Source organism: uncultured Gelidibacter sp. (genome assembly GCF_947500795.1).
In the GTDB taxonomy this organism is placed as follows: Bacteria; Bacteroidota; Bacteroidia; order Flavobacteriales; family Flavobacteriaceae; genus Gelidibacter.
The window spans coordinates 25,629-45,246 of record NZ_CANMTE010000009.1; the positions used below are offsets into that span (position 1 = coordinate 25,629).

General features: G+C 36.8%; 18 protein-coding genes. 9 read left to right on the plus strand and 9 right to left on the minus strand.

Annotated features, from left to right (window positions below; translation table 11 throughout):
* Positions 1 to 32 precede the first annotated feature (32 nt).
* From Q0947_RS14815 to Q0947_RS14825, 3 genes are read right to left on the minus strand one after another with little or no spacing between them, the layout of a single operon-like run.
* Entirely contained in the window at positions 33 to 383 is a 351-nt protein-coding gene (locus Q0947_RS14815) for a carboxymuconolactone decarboxylase family protein (protein WP_299399556.1), read from the minus strand.
* Positions 376 to 1,200 (minus strand): twin-arginine translocase subunit TatC, encoded by an 825-nt coding sequence (gene tatC / locus Q0947_RS14820; RefSeq protein ID WP_299399560.1) that lies wholly within the window; start codon positions 1,198 to 1,200, stop codon positions 376 to 378. Before tatC ends, Q0947_RS14815 begins: the two co-directional genes overlap by 8 nt.
* Complete coding sequence (locus Q0947_RS14825) at positions 1,200 to 2,165, minus strand: KpsF/GutQ family sugar-phosphate isomerase (RefSeq protein WP_299399563.1); 966 nt, start codon at positions 2,163 to 2,165, stop codon at positions 1,200 to 1,202. The genes tatC and Q0947_RS14825 overlap by 1 nt, the downstream gene beginning before the upstream one ends.
* 86 nt (positions 2,166 to 2,251) lie before the next feature.
* On the opposite strand from Q0947_RS14825, the gene recQ reads away from it, so the two are divergent.
* Positions 2,252 to 4,453: a DNA helicase RecQ gene (gene recQ / locus Q0947_RS14830; protein WP_299399565.1), complete on the plus strand. Its 2,202-nt coding sequence runs from the start codon at positions 2,252 to 2,254 to the stop codon at positions 4,451 to 4,453.
* Positions 4,454 to 4,527: 74 nt separating this feature from the next.
* Here the strand turns inward: recQ and Q0947_RS14835 are convergent, their stop codons facing one another.
* On the minus strand, positions 4,528 to 5,046 hold the full coding sequence (locus tag Q0947_RS14835) for a hypothetical protein (RefSeq protein WP_299399568.1): 519 nt from the start codon (positions 5,044 to 5,046) through the stop codon (positions 4,528 to 4,530).
* 210 nt (positions 5,047 to 5,256) lie between these two features.
* Between Q0947_RS14835 and Q0947_RS14840 the strand changes: the two genes are divergently transcribed.
* Positions 5,257 to 6,258, plus strand: coding sequence for a lipoate--protein ligase (locus tag Q0947_RS14840; protein ID WP_299399570.1), 1,002 nt, complete (start codon positions 5,257 to 5,259; stop codon positions 6,256 to 6,258).
* A gap of 372 nt (positions 6,259 to 6,630) precedes the next feature.
* On the opposite strand, the gene azu is transcribed toward Q0947_RS14840, so the two are convergent.
* Entirely contained in the window at positions 6,631 to 7,143 is a 513-nt protein-coding gene (gene azu / locus Q0947_RS14845) for an azurin (RefSeq protein ID WP_299399574.1), read from the minus strand.
* A gap of 243 nt (positions 7,144 to 7,386) precedes the next feature.
* On the opposite strand from azu, the gene Q0947_RS14850 reads away from it, so the two are divergent.
* Positions 7,387 to 8,319, plus strand: coding sequence for a peptidylprolyl isomerase (locus tag Q0947_RS14850; RefSeq protein ID WP_299399577.1), 933 nt, complete (start codon positions 7,387 to 7,389; stop codon positions 8,317 to 8,319).
* Positions 8,320 to 8,578: 259 nt separating this feature from the next.
* Here the strand turns inward: Q0947_RS14850 and Q0947_RS14855 are convergent, their stop codons facing one another.
* A complete protein-coding gene (locus tag Q0947_RS14855; RefSeq protein WP_299399580.1) occupies positions 8,579 to 8,818 on the minus strand; it encodes a hypothetical protein in 240 nt (79 codons plus the stop codon).
* Complete coding sequence (locus Q0947_RS14860; RefSeq protein WP_299399583.1) at positions 8,811 to 9,266, minus strand: SRPBCC family protein; 456 nt, start codon at positions 9,264 to 9,266, stop codon at positions 8,811 to 8,813. The genes Q0947_RS14855 and Q0947_RS14860 overlap by 8 nt, the downstream gene beginning before the upstream one ends.
* Before the next feature lie 343 nt (positions 9,267 to 9,609).
* On the opposite strand from Q0947_RS14860, the gene Q0947_RS14865 reads away from it, so the two are divergent.
* The 6 genes from Q0947_RS14865 to Q0947_RS14890 all read left to right on the plus strand — a co-directional run bounded on the left by Q0947_RS14865 (position 9,610) and on the right by Q0947_RS14890 (position 18,000).
* Positions 9,610 to 11,556 (plus strand): peptidylprolyl isomerase, encoded by a 1,947-nt coding sequence (locus tag Q0947_RS14865; protein WP_299399586.1) that lies wholly within the window; start codon positions 9,610 to 9,612, stop codon positions 11,554 to 11,556.
* A 9-nt stretch (positions 11,557 to 11,565) separates the two neighbouring features.
* The gene (locus Q0947_RS14870; protein WP_366915510.1) at positions 11,566 to 12,420 is read left to right on the plus strand and encodes a peptidyl-prolyl cis-trans isomerase; all 855 of its coding nucleotides are present in this window, start codon (positions 11,566 to 11,568) and stop codon (positions 12,418 to 12,420) included.
* Positions 12,404 to 13,834: a peptidylprolyl isomerase gene (locus tag Q0947_RS14875; RefSeq protein ID WP_366915511.1), complete on the plus strand. Its 1,431-nt coding sequence runs from the start codon at positions 12,404 to 12,406 to the stop codon at positions 13,832 to 13,834. The genes Q0947_RS14870 and Q0947_RS14875 overlap by 17 nt, the downstream gene beginning before the upstream one ends.
* A gap of 4 nt (positions 13,835 to 13,838) precedes the next feature.
* Positions 13,839 to 14,792, plus strand: coding sequence for a MoxR family ATPase (locus Q0947_RS14880; protein ID WP_299399589.1), 954 nt, complete (start codon positions 13,839 to 13,841; stop codon positions 14,790 to 14,792).
* Positions 14,793 to 15,102: 310 nt separating this feature from the next.
* Positions 15,103 to 17,367 carry an aconitate hydratase gene (locus tag Q0947_RS14885; protein WP_299399592.1) on the plus strand — a complete coding sequence of 755 codons (2,265 nt, stop codon included), beginning with the start codon at positions 15,103 to 15,105 and terminating at the stop codon, positions 17,365 to 17,367.
* A 66-nt stretch (positions 17,368 to 17,433) separates the two neighbouring features.
* Positions 17,434 to 18,000 (plus strand): TlpA disulfide reductase family protein, encoded by a 567-nt coding sequence (locus tag Q0947_RS14890; RefSeq protein WP_299399594.1) that lies wholly within the window; start codon positions 17,434 to 17,436, stop codon positions 17,998 to 18,000.
* Here Q0947_RS14890 and Q0947_RS14895 read toward each other — a convergent pair.
* Together Q0947_RS14895 and Q0947_RS14900 are read right to left on the minus strand one after the other, a co-directional pair.
* The gene (locus Q0947_RS14895) at positions 17,986 to 19,143 is read right to left on the minus strand and encodes a lycopene cyclase family protein (protein ID WP_366915512.1); all 1,158 of its coding nucleotides are present in this window, start codon (positions 19,141 to 19,143) and stop codon (positions 17,986 to 17,988) included. The genes Q0947_RS14890 and Q0947_RS14895 overlap by 15 nt on opposite strands.
* A gap of 19 nt (positions 19,144 to 19,162) precedes the next feature.
* Entirely contained in the window at positions 19,163 to 19,612 is a 450-nt protein-coding gene (locus Q0947_RS14900) for a sterol desaturase family protein (RefSeq protein WP_246926102.1), read from the minus strand.
* Positions 19,613 to 19,618: the final 6 nt, after the last annotated feature.

Below are 19,618 nucleotides of genomic sequence, written 5' to 3' on the forward strand. Positions count from 1 at the left end.
AAACTTACAATTTTTAATTTTATTGAAACAGCTTAAGATTGTTGTTCCAATGCTTCCCAAAACTCGTAAGCCCTGCGTAAATGCGGTACAACTATCGTACCACCAACTAAAGTGGCAATTCCTAAAGCTTCATTGATTTCCGCTTTGGTAAGTCCGTGTTTGTAGCTGGTTTCTAAATGGTATTTAATGCAGTCATCACAGCGTAATACAGCGGAAGCTACCAAGCCTAAAAGCTCTTTTGTTTTAACATCTAGAGCACCTTCTGCGTAAGCATTAGTGTCTAAATTGAAAATACGCTTGATGATTTTATTGTTGTCATCGGCCAAAATTTTATCATTCATTTTGGAGCGATAATCATTAAATTCTTTGACGATATCAGACATGTTTCTTGGCTTTACGTTTTTGATTTCTAACTACTATAGCCGAAATATAAATACTTACTTGATATAAAATCAGGATTGGAATGGCAACAATCACCTGACTCGCAACATCTGGAGGAGTGATAATAGCCGAAATAATTAGCACGCCCACTAAGGCGAATTTTCTATATTTTTTAAGGATTTCAGGGGTCACCAATCCAACTTTCGTTAAGAAATAAATGATGATTGGCAATTCAAATACAAAACCGGCAGCAATGGATGAGGAGCGTACCAAACTGATATACGAACTGATATCAAATTGGTTGCTAATTTCACTACTGACCGAATAGGTTCCTAAAAAGTTAATCGATAATGGTGTGATGACATAATAGCCAAATAGCACGCCGATAAAGAATAATAGGGAGGAGATGATAATGAATCCGCGTGAACTTTTGCGTTCCTTATCGAGTAGTCCTGGACTTATAAATTTCCATAATTGATAGATGATATAGGGAAAGGCTATAATAAATCCTGCATAAATAGACGTCCAAATATCGGCAGAAAACTGACCACTCATGGTTCTACTTTGAATGGTAAACGGAAATGTTTCTGCGCAAAATGTAGAATCGAAGTTGAAAAATGTTGACAATTGACAGAGGTACTTATAGGTCGGGAAATCCATTCGTTTCGGACCGAAAATAATCACATCAAAAATCCATCGTGAAAAAATGAATGCAACACCACCAGCAATAAATATGCTTAAGGTAATGCGGATTAAGTGCCAACGTAAATCTTCGAGATGATCTAAGAATGACATCTCATTAATGTTCTTTTTCGCCATTATATGATGCCTTCTTTGATGAGGTCATGAATATGCACTACACCAGCATACTTACCTTCGTGTTCTACTAATAGTTGAGAAATTCCATTACTTTCCATAAGTTCCTTGGCGTCTACAGCCATAGCTTCGTCGTCAATGCGCTTAGGATTTGAACTCATAATGTCTTTGGCAGTCAAATGAATAAATTCATCGCTTTTGGTCAACATGCGTCGCAAATCGCCATCTGTAATAATACCCACAATTTTATCGTCTTCAACAACGGCAGTGACGCCTAACATTTTTTCAGAAATTTCAACTATCACTTGTTTCACATTGGTATCCAAACCAACTTGAGGCTTCTGATTCATAGAAGACAAATCGTTGACGCGCATATACAAGCGCTTGCCGAGGGCACCACCTGGGTGGTATTTTGCAAAATCAGTACTTGAGAAACCTCTCAATTCCAAAAGACAGATCGCTAACGCATCACCAATAACCAATTGTGCAGTAGTACTCGTGGTAGGCGCGAGATTATTAGGGCAGGCTTCCTGAGCAACAAAAGCGTTTAAAACATAATCCGCTTGCTGGCCTAAAAAGGAAGTGGTATTCCCAGTAATAGCAATCATTTTATTTTTGGCATTCTTTATTAAAGGCACCAATACTTTGATTTCTGGCGTGTTCCCGCTTTTAGAGATGCAAATAACCACATCATCCTGTAAAATAAGCCCTAAATCGCCGTGAATGGCATCAGCAGCGTGCATAAAAACAGCAGGCGTACCGGTAGAATTTAGTGTGGCGACAATTTTATTGGCGATAATGGCACTTTTTCCGATGCCTGTAATGATGACCCTTCCCTTAGATTTGTAAATGAGTTCTACAGCGTCGGCAAAATCATCAGTTAATAGATTGGCAAGATTCGAAATTGCTGAACTCTCTAAGTCAATGGTTTTTTTAGCAGTACTTAGAATAGAATTTTTAATATTCAAAATTTATTATTTTTCGGTTTGATGCATATAAAGAATATTGTATCTTTAATCCTATGCAAATGTATATAAAATACTAATAGGGATTAATGAACAAAGAAGAAATTGACTTACATGCATCACTAAAAAAATACTTTGGATTTTCTAAATTTAAAGGGCTCCAGGAAAGCGTTATAAAAAGCTTAGTCTCAGGAGATAATACTTTCGTGATCATGCCAACCGGTGGTGGTAAATCTTTATGTTATCAGCTGCCAGCGCTTATTAAAGATGGAACTGCAATTATTGTTTCGCCACTAATTGCACTGATGAAGAACCAGGTGGATGCTATAAGAGCGGTCTCCCAAAATGATGGCATAGCCCATGTTTTAAACTCCTCGTTAAATAAAACCGAAATAAAACAGGTTAAAGAAGATATTACAAACGGTATTACCAAGCTGCTTTATGTGGCACCTGAGTCCTTGACAAAGGAAGAAAATGTACAGTTTTTAAGATCGGTAACCGTATCATTTATGGCGGTAGATGAGGCCCATTGTATTAGTGAATGGGGCCATGATTTTAGACCGGAATACCGAAACCTCAGACATATTATAAAACGTATTGGAGATAATATCCCGATTATTGGCTTAACCGCTACGGCGACGCCTAAAGTGCAGGAGGATATTCTTAAAAGTTTGGACATTACAGATGCCAATACTTTTAAAGCTTCTTTTAATAGGCCAAACCTCTATTATGAGGTGCGACCAAAAACAAAAAATGTAGATTCTGATATTATCCGTTTTGTGAAACAAAATGAAGGCAAGTCGGGCATTATCTATTGTTTGAGTCGCAAGCGTGTTGAAGAATTGGCGCAGGTACTTCAAGTGAATGGTATAAAAGCCGTGCCTTATCACGCAGGATTGGATGCTAAAACCCGAGTGAAACATCAGGATATGTTTTTGATGGAAGATGTGGATGTGGTTGTAGCAACCATTGCTTTCGGGATGGGGATTGATAAACCGGATGTCCGATTTGTAATTCACCATGATATTCCAAAAAGTATCGAAAGTTACTACCAAGAAACAGGACGTGCAGGACGTGATGGTGGCGAAGGCCACTGTTTAGCGTTTTACGCCTATAAGGATATAGAAAAATTAGAAAAATTCATGTCAGGAAAACCTGTTGCAGAACAGGAAATCGGACATGCTCTTTTACAGGAAGTGGTTGCTTTTGCTGAAAGCTCCTTGTCCAGACGTAAATTTATTCTCCATTATTTCGGTGAAGAATTCGACAACGAAACTGGTGAAGGCGGCGATATGGATGACAATGTACGTTATCCAAAGAAACAACACGAAGCGCAGGACGATGTTGTAGTGCTATTAGAAACAGTGGCGCACACCAACGATAAATATAAATCGAAAGATCTGGTGCATGTGATTACGGGCAAATCGAATGCCTTGATTTCTTCGCACAAAACAGATACAATGCCCTTTTTCGGGATTGGTCAGGATAAAGATAAACGTTATTGGATGGCGTTGATTCGTCAAGTATTGGTGGCTGGATTATTGAAAAAGGACATTGAAACCTATGGTGTACTACGATTGACTGAAGCCGGCAAGAACTTCTTGAAATCGCCGGAATCTTTTATGATGTCTGAAGACCATGTGTTTGATGAAACTACTGACGAAAGTATTATTACTGCAGCCAAAGGTGAAGGCGGCGTAGCTGATGAGCGTTTGATGACCATGTTAAAGGACCTCAGAAAGCGCAATGCTAAAAAACTGGGTGTACCTCCGTTTGTTATATTCCAGGATCCTTCTTTGGAAGATATGGCGCTTAAATATCCAATAACCTTAGAAGAGCTGAGTAATGTTCATGGTGTAGGTGACGGTAAAGCTAAAAAATACGGTCAGGATTTTGTTAATTTAATTGCTCAGTATGTTGAGGACAATGATATTATAAGGCCTGACGACTTGGTGGTGAAAAGTACCGGGATGAATTCGGCTTTAAAGCTCTATATCATTCAGAATATAGATCGTAAATTACCTTTGGATGATATCGCATCTGCTAAGGGTATGAGCATGAAAGATTTTATTAAGGAGTTGGAGGCGATTGTCTATTCTGGAACTAAATTAAATATCAATTATTGGATTGATGATATTCTTGATGACGATCAGCAGGAGGAAATCCATGATTATTTTATGGAGTCTGATACCGATAAAATTGACGTTGCCATAAATGAGTTTGATGGTGATTATGATGATGAAGAATTACGTTTATATCGCATTAAATTTATTAGTGAAGTAGCAAATTAATGTTGTTGAATATATTGAAAGATTCCGCCTGTAGCAGTTGCTGTAGGCGGAATTTTTTTATTTGAGGAATTTTTTTAAACTTCTTCCGCAGGTTTTTCTTCGGATTCATTTTCAGCACGAACACCCTGGGTTGACAAACCTTCATCATAACCACCTTCAATAATAGAAAATGTAATGTGATTCTTTTTTGCAATGAGTTCTATGCTTTCGATGGTCGTTTTTGAGATTTTGGAAATGTCGTCTTTGTCTATTTCAAAATCGATGCGTGTGATGCGGCGGTTAGACCCTATCGTAGTTTCAGATTCCAACTCTTCCATATCTGATTTTAGCTCTAGTTTAAAATCGGTCCCGTTCACAATTAAGGTAGCACCTTTAAAGGTTTTAAGCTGTAGTGTGCCAATGGTGATGGTTTTGAAGTAGTGGTAACCTGCCAATTCGCTAAGACCAGCATATAAAACATTGGTTTCTGAAATCGCAAAAGCTACTCCTTCTACATCATTGATAATATCTTGAGTGTAGGTATCTGGTTCTGATGCTTCAGTAGTTTTAGTGTTGCTAAATGCTGTGCGTAGCTTTTTAATGGAAAATTTCATGGTGTTGGGATTCAATTTTGGTAAAACTAACTTTAATAATTGAAAATCCAAAACGCACTAATTTGAAAACCTAAGCCATCACAACATCATTTTCCAGAATGCTTTTATTAGATACGTGTAATTCAACGTAGTTTAAGCGTTTAAATCGTTGGTTCAATTCTGCCAATTCCTCTATTCAATTAATTATCTTTGTGTTAAACTTAATGATCCATGATATTTATAGAGAACGAAGGCAATACCAATCCGAAGTTAAATTTGGCTTTGGAAGAGTATATTTTGCGACATTTCAGTGCAGATAATGATTATTTGTTGTTTTACATAAATGAGCCTTCCATCATTATTGGTCGGAATCAGAACACGTTGGAAGAAATAAATCACAACTATGTGGAGGAGAATAACATTCATATTGTGAGACGTATCTCTGGTGGTGGAGCGGTGTATCATGATTTCGGTAATCTGAACTTTAGTTTTATCACCAATCACGATGTAAAAAGCTTGAATAATTTCAAAAAATTTACAGCGCCCGTCATTAAGGTTTTAAATAATTTAGGATTAAATGCGGAGTTGAAAGGCAGAAACGATATTCAGGTAGATGAAAAGAAAATCTCGGGGACAGCACAATTCTCTACGGGCAAGCGTATGGTGAGTCACGGGACGTTATTGTTGGATACCGATTTGGGTGAAGTGGTAAACGCCCTCAATGTGAAAATGAGTAAAATCCAATCGAAAGGTCATAAATCTGTTAGAAGTCGTGTAGCTAATATTTCCGAATTCTTAAAAGAGCCCTTAGCCATTGAAGATTTCCGTCAATTGGTTTTGGAGGGACTTTATGAAGAAAGTGAACCTTTTGAAACATATCATTTAACCTTGGAAGAATGGAGCGGGGTGCATCAATTAAAAGCGGAAAAATATGATACTTGGGATTGGAATTATGGCCGTTCTCCAAAATTTAACATCCACCGAACCAAACGTTTTCCAGTAGGGGAAATCGACCTCAGGATTTTTGTTGAGAAAGGGTATATAAAAGAGTTTAAGATTTTTGGTGACTTTTTTGGAAAAGAGCCTGTAGAACATTTGGAACAATTACTTACTGATATACGCTATGATCACAGTACAATTTCCGAAGTATTGAAAGATGTAGATTTAAACGAGTATTTTGGCGACGTTCAAAAAGAAGAAGTCATCGATTTGATATATGGAGAAGATGCGTAAATAAACGTTTGAATTGTACCTAAATGCCAATTTGAAGTAATAAGTTATAGAGGACTATCTACAATCTCCATATAGAGAGAATGTCAGTTTGAGCGCCATTGACAAATAAAAAAATAACAAAAATGTCAGTTTGAGCGCAGTCGAAAACCTTAAATAGACAAAGCGGTTCATCTAAAATCCTTTTATGAAAAAGAAGGTCCGTTTTGATCGCGATCCACTAATAATCATTAGTGTACCAAAAAAATGCCTATTAAAACAAAAATGTCAGTTTGAGCGCAGTCGAAAACCTTAATGTGTTATTAAAGAAATTCATTTGCTATCAAACTGACATGATAAATGGCTTTTATAAAGCCATTTTTTGTGTAACAGAGTTTATTCAACAATAAATTTACCCTGCATCAACGCATAATGCCCAGGGAATGTACACATAAAAATGTAAGTTCCAGGTTCTGGAGCTTCAAACTCTATGGTTTGACTTTCGCCACCACCAAGCATTTTGGTATGCACAATAAACTTGTCTGCCATATCCTTAGGGATATAATCATTGTCAGCAGCAGAAACAGCAGCATTACCTACAGTAGCCACATCGGCATCTTTTGTAAGTAGAGCCCAGTTATGACCCATGACCGCTTTATCCATTTTACCAACATGTTTTAAAGTCAGTTTTACGGTTTGTCCAGCTTTAACACGGATCTCAGTTTTATTGTATTTCATTGCGTCATTACCTTCAATGGTCACAACCGCTACATTAGCGTCAGCAGTTTCAACAGGAGTGGATTTTTGTTCCACTTCTTGACCACCATAGACTTCTGTTGGAGTTTCCTTCTTTTTTTCGCCACAGCTAAACGCTACAGCAGCTAAGCATACTAAGATTAATTTTTTCATATTTACTTAAATTTTAGATTACTACTAAGTTACTACAAAATTAGGGCTATTTTCAGTATTGTAATATGATTAACATCATTTGTTAATTTTAATATTTAACAGCGCGGCATTAATTATTCGGATAAATGATGATTATTGTCAAATAATTCTGAAGGTATTCACTTTAAATGGGAAAACAGTATTGATAAATCATTTTTCCTAATCAATTTGTATCTTTGCAACTTGAAACAAAAACAAAACACAATGCAAGACGGCTTATATGCGAAATTCATCACCAATAAAGGTGAGATTTTGGTGAATTTAGAATACAAAAGAACCCCAGGAACAGTTGGAAATTTTGTGGCTTTAGCGGAAGGAGATTTAGAAAATTCTGCAAAACCACAAGGGAAACCTTATTATAATGGTTTGAAGTTTCACCGTGTGATTCCTGATTTTATGATTCAAGGAGGATGTCCTTTAGGGACAGGAACTGGTGGTCCAGGTTATAAATTTGAAGATGAATTTCATCACGATTTAAGACATGATGGCCCAGGTGTTTTATCTATGGCAAACGCAGGTCCAGGGTCAAATGGAAGTCAATTTTTCATTACCCATATTGCTACTCCATGGTTAGATGATAAACACACTGTATTTGGAAATGTGGTTGAAGGACAGGATGTTGTTGATGCTATTGCTCAAGGTGATGTTATAGAAGCTATAGAAATTGTAAGACAAGGCGAAGAGGCTGAGAATTTCAATGCTGTTGAGGCATTTAGAACTTTTGAAGGCTCAAGAGAACAACGTTTGGCTGAAGCTCGCAAAGCGAATGAAGCTGAGTTAGATAAATTGGCAGCTGGTTTTGAAAGAACAAATAGCGGATTGCGTTACCAAATTCTTCAAAAAGGAAACGGTAAAGCAGCTGAAAAAGGCAAAATGGTTTCTGTACATTATAAAGGCCAATTAGCTGATGGTACTGTATTCGATTCTTCTTATAAGCGTAAACAACCGTTAGACTTTCAAGTAGGTGTTGGTCAGGTTATTGCTGGATGGGATGAAGGTATTTGCTTATTAAATGTAGGTGATAAAGCACGTTTGGTTATTCCTAGTGATTTAGGTTATGGCGCACAAGGTGCAGGTGGCGTTATTCCTCCAAATGCTATTTTGGTATTTGATGTGGAATTGATGGATGTAAAATAATCATCGATATTATATAAAATGAAAAACGCAACTTTTAGGGTTGCGTTTTTTTGTTTAATTTCTTGAAAAGAGAGAATAGAACGGAGAAAAGAGAATAGAGTCGTAGTTCAGATCAGTATCGTATCAACATTCATTTTACATAATTACTACAAATTGAACTTCTCAGTCTTCAGTCTTCAGTCTTCAGTCTTCAGTTTTCAGTTTTCAGTTTTCAGTCTTCAATCTTCAATCTTCAGTCTTCAATCTTCAATCTTCATCCTCACTCCTCACTATACACTTGTCCCCGGTGCGGTTTTAAAGCATCCCGTAATGGTTTCATTTGATCTTCTGGCACCACTAAATAAGCAATGGCGTGGAATTCATTTAGCGCTTCAAATCCCGTCAAGAGATTCTCATAGTTTTCAATTTGAAGAAATTCTTTTAAATGAATAGCGTGGTGTTCTGCTATTTTTATTCCCTCGGGACCTTTAAAATCCCATATTAGTTTGAGTTTACGCATGAGCAACGGAAATTCCTTTTTCCGCAAAGGTCTTAAAATCTTTCATGTATTGCAAAGACTGCTTTTTGAATGTTCTGGGCATGATCCAAATCATTAAGCGCATCATAAAATTTAATGGAACAAATTCGTTGATGCTCGTCCAATGGGTATGGTTTTCAGGAGTAGACTTAAAGTAGTTTTCCTGAATGTTATCCATGCCGTCGGTAGCGTATATGGCATGCCATTCGTGTGGTAAATGTTTATGGGTGATGGTTTCAATAAGGGCCATATGGCGTTTCCCTATTTTATATTGCATCTTCATTTTAGCCCCAAATTCGCCAGGTGTTCCTGACACATGTTCCATTGAGATCAATCCACGTTGCCAATGTTTCAAGTTTTCTAAATTGACAAACTTCTCCATGCAAATGTTTAACGGCTGCTCAATGATGATGTCAAGAGTATATTTCATGACTGACTAAAATTAGTTTTCGAGCAAATATACAATCGATAGTGCAAAGAATGCACGTATGAGAGTTCAATAGTTAAAAAGGGCTGCTCAGTGGTTTGTTTGAGTGAGATAGTTTAGAAATGGAGCAATAATTACCATCATTTGGTTATTCCAGATGTTGTTCAAGGAGAGCGATTGCATACTAAATTGAAATATAAGCCGTTTGAAAAAAGCAACTTGTTTAATAGGCTAATTGTATTATTTTTGCAACCATTGCCAATCTAGATTTATTAAAAAGTTGAGGTTGTTCATTCATAATCGATTAGGAATGCCATATCTTAATTTAACAATATCAAAAAAGCACATGAAATTATATGTCTGTTTAGCGCTGGTTTGGCTTAGTGTCTTCGTAAATGCACAAGTATCTTCAACGGATGTTTTGTTCACAGTTGATGGTGATCCAATTAAAGCGGAAGAATTTATCAGGGTTTATAATAAGAATTTAGACTTGGTAAAGGATGAAGCCCAGAAGGATATCGATGCTTACCTTAATCTTTTCATTAATTATCAATTAAAAATCAAAGAAGCGAAACGTTTAGGTTTGGATAAAGATCCAAGTTACCTAAAGGAGTTTGCTAGCTATAAGGATCCCTTAATTAAAAATTATTTATCCGATTCAAAAGTCACTGAAGCATTAGTGAAAGAAGCATACGATAGAATGGGATACGATATTAAGGCGTCTCACATTTTGATCCGTTTGGATGAAAATGAAACTGATACTTTAAAAGTGTATCAAGATTTAAACGCATTAAGAGATCGTGTGATTAATGAAGGATTTGATAAGGTCAAAGCTGAGGTTCACGATGGCGAAACCATTTTTGCTGAAGAATTAGGATATTTCTCAGCCTTTAAAATGGTCTATGAATTTGAATCTGCTGCCTATAATACCAAGGTGGGCGCTATTTCAAAACCATTTAGAACGCAGTTTGGGTATCATATTGTAAAAGTTGAGGATAAACGTCCTTCATTAGGAGAGGTTACTGTAGCCCATATTATGGTGATGAACGCGGAAAATGATTCGTTAGCTGATCCTAAAACGCGAATCAATGAGATTTATAAGAAAATCAATCAAGGTGAAAACTTCGAGTCTTTAGCCAAGCAGTTTTCTGATGATAAAAGTTCAGCAAGTAGAGGTGGCGAATTAGCGCCATTTACCGGTGGACAATTGAATGCTCCGGAATTCGAATCTGTAGCTTTCGGATTAAAATCGGTAGGAGAGATTTCAAAACCATTTCAAACAAATTACGGTTGGCACATTGTAAAATTGTTGGACAAAAAAGGAATTCCGACTTATGAGGACGCTAAATCTGAAATTGAAAATAAAATAAAGCGCGACTCACGTTCTAAACTTATCAATACGACGTTGGCTAATGATTTACGTGCAAAATATCAAATAACCATCAATCCGAAGGCTAAAGCGTATTTTGAGTCTCTTCTGAATCCTACATTTTTCAATAGAGCATGGGAATTACCTGAGAATTTTAAAAAGGATCAGACCTTGCTTACCATAGAAAAAGACACCCTTACATATGAGGCCTTTGGCGATCGGTTAATGCGTGTACAACAAATGTATGTGGGCAAGACATTGCCGTTTAAATCTGTGATTGAAAAGGAATACAGCGAATTTGAAGAAGACGCCATTTTGGAATATCATAAAGAGCATTTAGAGTTTGAAAATGAGGAATTTGGATCTATACTTAGAGAATATAGAGACGGCTTATTGCTATTTGACCTTATGGAAAAAGAAGTTTGGAATGCTGCAGCAGTAGATACTTTGGGGCTGGAAAACTATTATAATACACATAAGGATGCTTATTTTTGGGATGATCGGTTAGATGTGGTCATTGCTACTTCGGCGAATGAAAAGGATATCAAGAAAGTTGAAAAACTGTTACAAAAAGGAAAGTCACTTGAAGTTATTAGTAAGGAATTGAATACCGATTCCGAGCAAAAAGTTATCTTTACCGAAGGTATTAAACCTATCGATTATCAAGGTTTTCCAAGTGATGAGGTTTTGAAAAAAGGACTTTCAAAAGTTTATTTTTATAATGATGCCTACCATATTATTGATGTGAAAGCGGTGCTTCCAAAAACAAATAAAACCTTTAAAGAGGCAAAAGGGAAGGTGATCAGTGATTATCAAAATGTGTTGGAAGAAAATTGGTTGAACGAACTTAACAAGCGTTATAATGTGAGCGTGAATGCCGAAGTTTTACAAAAAGTAAAATCGCAAATTAACATGTCAAACTAAATATACAAATTGATTAAACACACTGTTTTAGTAGTATTAGCAAGTTGTTTTCTTGTCTCCTGTGATTTTTTTAGGCAGTCAGATGACAGAACACCTATTGCGAGAGTTGGCGAATTTTATCTTTATGAAGATGATGTAAAGGATTTGGTTGTAGAAGGCACATCCGTTGAAGACAGCACGCTTTTAGTCAATGGTTATATAACACGTTGGGCAACGCAACTCTTATTGGTTGATGGTGCCAAAAGAAACTTACCTGAAGATATACAAGATGATTTTGATAAATTGGTCAATCAGTATCGAAATGATCTCTTTACCAAAGCCTATGTTGAAGCCTTGGTGAAACGTAATATAGACACTGCGGTTACGATATCTGAAGCCCAAAGATTCTATGAAAACAACAAGGAATCCTTTAAACTTAATGAAGAATTGATAAAGTTGCGTTATATCAATATACTTCAGAATGCCATAAATAAGGATGAAATAGAAAAGCGATTCAAAAGATTTAATGACAAAGACAAGCGCTACCTCGATTCGCTACACGTTCAATTTAAATCGTATTCCTTGAATGATTCGGTGTGGATTAAGGCTGCGCAGGTGGTTCAAAAAATCCCAGTAGTAAACGCTGAAAACAAAAAAGAACTGTTAAAAAAATCTAATTTTATACAACTCAAAGACTCAATAGGACTATATTTGATCCAAATTAATGAGGTCTTAAAACAAAATGATTATGCACCTTTGGAATATGTTAAACCAACAGTAAATCAAATCATAATCAACCGTAGAAAACTAGAACTCATCAAGCAATTTGAAAAAGATATTACAAGAGATGCCATTAAAAACAATCAATTTGAAATTTATAACTAAACTGAGGTTCGCCTTAACATTCGCTGTCCTATTATCTTATACATTTAGTACTGCACAAGAAGTCATTGAAGACGCCATTGTAAAAACGGAAGTCGTTAAGGACACATCAACTCAAAAACGTGTGAAAATTGATGGGGTAGTGGCTGTCGTTGGAGATTATATCGTATTAGATTCTGATCTCGATAAGCAATTTGCACAGTTGGAAGCTTCAGGTGTTTCAAAATCAGATTTACCTACCCGTTGCCAATTATTCGGAAAGTTGTTGGAGGATAAATTGTATGCGCATCACGCCATTCAAGATAGTATTGTAGTTAATGATTTGGAAGTTCGTTCTCAAATTGATCAACAGTTCAATTATATTTTAGAGCAGATGGATGGCAATCTTGATAAGATGCTGAAGTTCTATAATAAAGATACAGAGAAGAGTCTGCGCGACGAGATGTTCGAAATTAATAAAAGTCAGCAGCTTGCGGCGCGTATGAAAGAAAAAATTGTTGATGATATTGAGGTCACTCCAGAAGAAGTGAGACAATATTTTAATGAGATTCCTAAAGCTGAACGCCCATTCTTTGGAACTGAGTTAAAGGTAGCTCAAATTGTGGTTATCCCTAAAATTGGCCAAGAAGAGAAACAAAAAGTTATTGACCGATTAAAAGAATTTAAAGCCGATGTTGTTGAGCGTGGCGCAAGTTTTACCTCTAAAGTAGTATTGTATACAGATGATGTTGCTTCTCGTAAAACAGGAGGTTTATATACGTTGAACAGAAAGCGTCCACAAATGGTTAAGGAGTTTAGAGATGTTGCATTCTCTATGCAGGAAGGTGAGATTTCGGAGCCTTTTGAAACCGATTTTGGATACCATATCATTTATTTGGAAAAAATTAGAGGTCAGGAATATGATGTACGTCACATTTTATTGCGTCCTGAAGTCACTCAAAAAGCAATCAAAGAAGCTAAGGAAAAGATTGATTTGGTTAGAAAGCGTATTACCGATGGTGAAATTACGTTTGCGCAAGCAGCGAGAGAATTTAGTGATGAAGAAGAAACTCGTAATGATGGCGGACAGTTGATCAATCCAAGAACTCAAGATTATAGCTTTGAATTGACAAAGATGGATCCGGAATTATATACTCAAATTCAGAGTCTAAAAGATAATGAAATTACTCAAGTACTTCAAGATGAAGACCGTGTTAATCCTATCAAATTTAAGATTATGACCGTTACGGATCGTATTGATGAACATGAGGCTGATTTCGCAAAAGATTATCTTAAGATCAAAAATTTAACAGAACAGGATAAACAGTTTAAAGCCATTGAAAAGTGGGTGAATGAGAAAATCATGGATACCTATATCAACATTAATGGCGATTATAGAGATTGTGATTTTAACAGTAACTGGTTAAAAAAGGAATAATAATATGTCAGATGTTGCTGCCGTAGAACAATTTGTCAAAAAATATAAAGCCTTAAAAAGTGAAGTAGCCAAAGTAATTGTAGGGCAGGATGAGGTGGTCAACCAAATCTTGATTTCTATTTTTTCTGGCGGACATGCTCTTTTAATAGGCGTTCCCGGCCTAGCAAAAACATTAATGGTCAATACTATTGCGCAGGCTTTAGGTCTTGACTTTAAACGTATTCAGTTTACACCAGATTTAATGCCAAGTGATATTCTTGGTAGTGAAATTTTGGATGAAAATCGCCATTTCAAATTCATAAAAGGTCCTATTTTCGGCAATATTATACTTGCCGATGAGATTAATAGAACACCTCCAAAAACCCAAGCAGCATTATTGGAAGCCATGCAAGAGCGTGCGGTAACCGTTGCGGGACATCATTATCAGCTTAGCTTACCATATTTTGTATTGGCTACTCAAAATCCGATTGAGCAGGAGGGAACGTACCCGTTGCCAGAAGCGCAGTTGGATCGTTTTATGTTTGCCATTACCTTGGCGTATCCTTCGTTTGCAGAAGAAGTGCAAGTGGTTAAATCGACTACTACAGATATTAAGACCACGGTCAATCCATTATTTACAGCCCAGGAAATCACCAATTTTCAAAATTTAATCCGTCGTATTCCGGTTGCCGATAATGTGATTGAATATGCGGTAACTATGGTTGGTAAAACACGGCCTAAAGAAGCTACTGCTTCTAATTTGGTGAAAGAGTTTGTCGATTGGGGAGCAGGCCCAAGAGCATCTCAAAACTTAATTTTGGCGGCCAAAACACATGCAGCTATACGCGGTAAATTTTCGCCAGATATAGAAGATGTTCAAGCTGTTGCGAATGGCATTCTTCGTCACCGAATTATCAAAAACTACAAAGCGGAAGCCGAAGGTATTACAGACGAGCAGATTATTGAGAGTTTGTTTTAGGTGCTTTTAGTTGTTTTAATTTTATAATCTATCATTTTGATTTGAGTTTATAAGGTCAACTGTACTCAAAATAACATCGCTGTTGAATTCGAAAGTTGTTTTCTTACCCTTGTAAATTAATAATTTAGGATTTTCTCTACATTAATTTTGCAAAAAGGCTGATTATATGCTTAATAAATCATCATTTACTGAATTATGTGCAATGCTTTTTTGATTTCTCTACTTATTTTTAAAAGTCCTTGAAATTTTGTAAATTTGCACACCTCGAGACCTCGAGCACTAAATAAACAACAACCTTAAAATATACTCTATGGCATTTGATATTGACATGATTAAAAAAGTTTACAAAACTATGCCTGAACGTGTGGATAAAGCGCGTCAAATAGTTGGTAAACCTTTAACATTATCTGAAAAGATTTTATACACCCACCTTTGGGATGGAGAACCAACTAAAGCATTTACTAGAGGTAAAGATTATGTAGACTTTGCACCAGACAGAATTGCATGTCAAGATGCTACGGCCCAAATGGCATTGTTGCAGTTTATGCAAGCTGGCAAAGCTAAAGTTGCGGTGCCTACAACGGTACACTGTGATCACTTGATTCAAGCTAAACAAGGTGCTGCACCAGATTTAAAGCGTGCGAATGAAACAAGTAGTGAGGTTTTTGACTTTTTAGCATCAGTATCTAATAAATATGGTATCGGTTTCTGGAAACCAGGAGCAGGTATTATTCACCAAGTAGTTTTAGAAAATTATGCGTTCCCTGGCGGAATGATGATTGGTACCGATTCGCACACTGTGAACGCAGGTGGATTAGGAATGGTAGCAATTGGTGTTGGTGGTGCAGATGCTGTTGATGTGATGGCAGGAATGGCTTGGGAATTGAAATTCCCTAAGCTTATCGGTGTCAAATTAACAGGAAGTCTTAACGGATGGACTGCATCTAAGGATGTGATCTTAAAAGTGGCTGGTATCTTAACTGTAAAAGGTGGTACTGGTGCGATCGTAGAATATTTTGGCCCAGGTGCTAAAAATCTATCTTGTACAGGGAAAGGAACCATTTGTAATATGGGTGCTGAAATTGGAGCAACGACTTCAACTTTTGGCTATGACGATTCTATGGAGCGTTTCTTAAGAGCTACTGACCGTTCTGAGATTGCTGATGAAGCTAACAAAATCCGTGAATATCTTACTGGAGATCCTGAAGTTTACGAAAATCCAGAACAATATTTTGACCAAGTTATTGAAATTGATTTAGGTACCTTACGTCCACACTTAAATGGACCTTTTACGCCAGATTTAGCTACTCCAGTTGGGGAACTTGGTAAACTTGCAAGAGAAAAAGGATGGCCAATTAAAGTAGATTGGGGATTGATCGGATCTTGTACCAACTCGTCTTATGAAGATTTAACGCGTGCTGCTTCTATTGCGAAACAGGCGGTAGATAAAAAGATTATCGCTAAATCAGACTTTGGTATCAACCCAGGTTCTGAGCAAATCCGTTATACAGCGGAACGCGACGGTATCTTGAAAGTTTTTGAAGATTTAAATGCTACTATTTTCACTAATGCTTGTGGACCATGTATCGGTCAGTGGGATAGAAGTGATTTGAAAGGTGAAGAAAAAAATACAATTGTACACTCGTTTAACCGTAACTTCTCAAAACGTGCTGACGGAAACCCAAATACCCATGCCTTTGTAGGTTCTCCAGAAATGGTTGCTGCAATTGCAATTTCAGGTCGTTTGGATTTTGATCCGATGAATGATACACTAATCAATGAAGATGGTGAAGAAGTGAAATTGGATGCACCACAAGGTATTGAATTACCTCCAAGAGGTTTTGATGTTGAAGATGCAGGTTATGTTGAGCCAGTTGAAGATGGAAGTAAAGTAGATGTATCTGTAAGTCCAACTTCTGAACGTTTACAATTATTGACACCATTTGAGCCAATAGGAAATTCTATTAAAGGAGCTAAACTATTAATTAAGGCATTTGGTAAATGTACAACTGACCATATTTCTATGGCGGGACCTTGGTTGCGTTACAGAGGACATTTAGATAATATTTCTAACAATATGCTTATCGGAGCGGTTAACGCTTTCGGTATGAAAACCAACTTCGTTAAAAATCAATTGACAGGTGAGTACGGTGGTGTTCCTGACGTTGCTAGAGATTACAAAGCTAAAGGCATCTATTCTATAGTTGTGGGAGATCATAACTACGGTGAAGGTTCTTCTCGTGAGCACGCGGCAATGGAGCCAAGACATTTAGGTGTTGCGGCAGTATTGGTAAAATCGTTTGCTCGTATCCACGAAACAAACCTTAAGAAACAAGGGATGTTAGGATTGACCTTCGCTAATGAAAGTGATTATGATTTAATTCAAGAAGATGATACTATCAATTTCTTAGATTTAGATCAATTCTCTCCAGAGAAGCCTCTAACATTAGAGTTTGTACATGCTGATGGCACAAAAGATATCATCGTTGCAAATCATACTTATAACCAGTCTCAAATTGATTGGTATAATGAAGGATCTGCTTTAAACTTGATTAAAAAAGAGAATGCGTCTTAATTTGAGACCATAAATAATTTCTAAAAAACTCCCGATAGCTATCGGGAGTTTTTTTATTTTAAGCCTATGAAAATTTCAAAAAGTCAGCGTAACAATATTATTTTTTTGGGTATCATTTTGATCATGATCATTCCGCAAACGCGACAACCTATTCAAGTGTTCTTGCAAAAAGGTTTGGCCATGTTCAGTCCGTCTATTGTGGATGAAGAAGACCGCATCACTTTAACGGATTACAATTGGCAATTGGTAGATGAAAACGGTTTGCGCTACGATTTTAATGAGGCCAAAGGGAAAGTGGTTTTTATCAACTTTTGGGCAACCTGGTGTCCGCCCTGTATTGCTGAAATGCCAAGTATGGAAGAACTCTATCAAGACTATAAAGACGAGGTAGTATTTCTTTTCGTGTCAACCGAACAGCAAGAAGTCATTTCAAAATTTAAGCAGAAAAATGCCTACGACTTTGTAGTACATGCTTCAATTACGGCCAATCCAGCACAATTGGAAACTTCAGCCATTCCGAGAACCTTCGTTATCGATCAACAAGGACATATTCTAATTGATAAAACGGGTGCTGCAGACTGGAATAGTAAAAAAGTTAGAGGTTTATTGGATGAACTTTTAAAATTTGAATAGCACTTTAAAGAAAGCCTTGATAAACGCCATTGAAAATAAAGATTTCATAATGGCGAGATCTTCTGAAAATGAGGTTTCTTCATCTAAGAACCGAAACATGGTTTGAATGGTGTTTTTTGAATAAAACCGTTCAAAAATCCATACGCCTTTTTCGTTTTCATCATGAAGTACTTTTAGAAATATCTTGTCGTAAAATTTATATTTCCTTTTGAATAGTTTGTGCGATGGAGCATTGCCAGCTTTAATGTTTGCAATCAGCTTGACGACGTTTTTTTCGGTATGCTTAAAGGAATAACCCGTAGAGCCCTTAACCCAACCGCCACCGGTGCCAATTTTGGTGACGTTTTTTGTGTGATGCTTCCAAAAGGGGAAATCCGTCATCGGGATATTGCCCACTTCAGTTTCGATTATTCTGAAGCTTTCAATTTTATGTTTTTCTAAAAGATAACGTTTTATAGCCGCTTCATAGACTTCCGGTGCTACAGTAAACGGCGTGAAAAAGGTATATTCCACAAGCGCTTTTGTTTCAGAAAACGGCAGTACATAAATAAAACTTGTCGAGTCTTTGTATTGAAATCTGTAATCCATCATCGTAAAAGCTTCCGGATTGAAACGCGGTGTATCGGTTTCAATAATCCAACCTTTAAAATGTTGGTGTATTAGCGTATGTGAAGCATTTGCTGCATAAAATTCTTTCGGGACTCTACTGTCAAAAATATGAGTTGCATCATAGGTCTGTTTATTTCCTTTAACTTGAGAAGTTGGGCCTTCTTGAATTTCTTCTACCGTATCTACTATAAATTTAATATTGGGATGACTTAATAGTCGGGTTTTTGCAGCCTCATAAAATTCTAGCGATCTTATGGTTTTGTAATTGTAGTCTTGAAGTGGAATTTCTAAAGATATTTCAGGCGATTCAAATTTTGCAGTGTGCCAAGTCTTTTCAACAATTGAATCCCATTTGCCAGCACTTATTTCCCAAAAACTCCAGGTTTTATCGTTAATGTCTTTTAGGAAGGGATCAATGAGTCCAATGGTGTGGGATTTGAAAAACGGGTCTTTGGCCAGTTCTAGGGCCAATTGCAAGCCGGCAAGACCATTTCCTATGATAATGTAATCAAAAGACGTCCTGTCTTGCATCATGATAACCGACCTAAACTGTTTATTTTTTGAAGTATTTAAATGGAACTACCAACATCCCGAAGCATTCCCCATCTTCTTTACCTAAATGTTTATGGTGCATTTTATGCGCACGTCTCACGCCTTTGGCGTACCAATTATTAGCGTTTCTAAAGATTTTAAAGCGTTGGTGGATAAAGATGTCGTGCACCGTAAAATAAGCAATGCCGTAGGCTAAAATGCCCAATGCTAATGGCAGGCAATACCAAAGGTCTTCATAGCTCCATAAGTAGAAACAGGTCATGCTGATCACCGCATAGAATATAAAAAAAGCATCATTACGCTCAAACCAACTTTTATGATCTTTATGGTGATGGTCCTTATGAAGGCTCCATAAAAAGCCGTGCATGATGTACTTATGCGTAAACCACGCATTAAATTCCATAATGGCAAACGTGCCAAAAAATATCAGTATCCAAAGAAAAATTTGCATGTCTAA

Bases quoted from the DNA above. Each gene is read 5' to 3' on its own strand.
- Q0947_RS14815 (WP_299399556.1), bottom strand. From the start codon at position 383: ATGTCTGATATCGTCAAAGAATTTAATGATTATCGCTCCAAAATGAAT.
- tatC (WP_299399560.1), bottom strand. From the start codon at position 1,200: ATGGCGAAAAAGAACATTAATGAGATGTCATTCTTAGATCATCTCGAA.
- recQ (WP_299399565.1), top strand. From the start codon at position 2,252: ATGAACAAAGAAGAAATTGACTTACATGCATCACTAAAAAAATACTTT.
- Q0947_RS14835 (WP_299399568.1), bottom strand. From the start codon at position 5,046: ATGAAATTTTCCATTAAAAAGCTACGCACAGCATTTAGCAACACTAAA.
- Q0947_RS14840 (WP_299399570.1), top strand. From the start codon at position 5,257: ATGATATTTATAGAGAACGAAGGCAATACCAATCCGAAGTTAAATTTG.
- azu (WP_299399574.1), bottom strand. From the start codon at position 7,143: ATGAAAAAATTAATCTTAGTATGCTTAGCTGCTGTAGCGTTTAGCTGT.
- Q0947_RS14850 (WP_299399577.1), top strand. From the start codon at position 7,387: ATGCAAGACGGCTTATATGCGAAATTCATCACCAATAAAGGTGAGATT.
- Q0947_RS14855 (WP_299399580.1), bottom strand. From the start codon at position 8,818: ATGCGTAAACTCAAACTAATATGGGATTTTAAAGGTCCCGAGGGAATA.
- Q0947_RS14860 (WP_299399583.1), bottom strand. From the start codon at position 9,266: ATGAAATATACTCTTGACATCATCATTGAGCAGCCGTTAAACATTTGC.
- Q0947_RS14865 (WP_299399586.1), top strand. From the start codon at position 9,610: ATGAAATTATATGTCTGTTTAGCGCTGGTTTGGCTTAGTGTCTTCGTA.
- Q0947_RS14880 (WP_299399589.1), top strand. From the start codon at position 13,839: ATGTCAGATGTTGCTGCCGTAGAACAATTTGTCAAAAAATATAAAGCC.
- Q0947_RS14885 (WP_299399592.1), top strand. From the start codon at position 15,103: ATGGCATTTGATATTGACATGATTAAAAAAGTTTACAAAACTATGCCT.
- Q0947_RS14890 (WP_299399594.1), top strand. From the start codon at position 17,434: ATGAAAATTTCAAAAAGTCAGCGTAACAATATTATTTTTTTGGGTATC.
- Q0947_RS14895 (WP_366915512.1), bottom strand. From the start codon at position 19,143: ATGATGCAAGACAGGACGTCTTTTGATTACATTATCATAGGAAATGGT.
- Q0947_RS14900 (WP_246926102.1), bottom strand. From the start codon at position 19,612: ATGCAAATTTTTCTTTGGATACTGATATTTTTTGGCACGTTTGCCATT.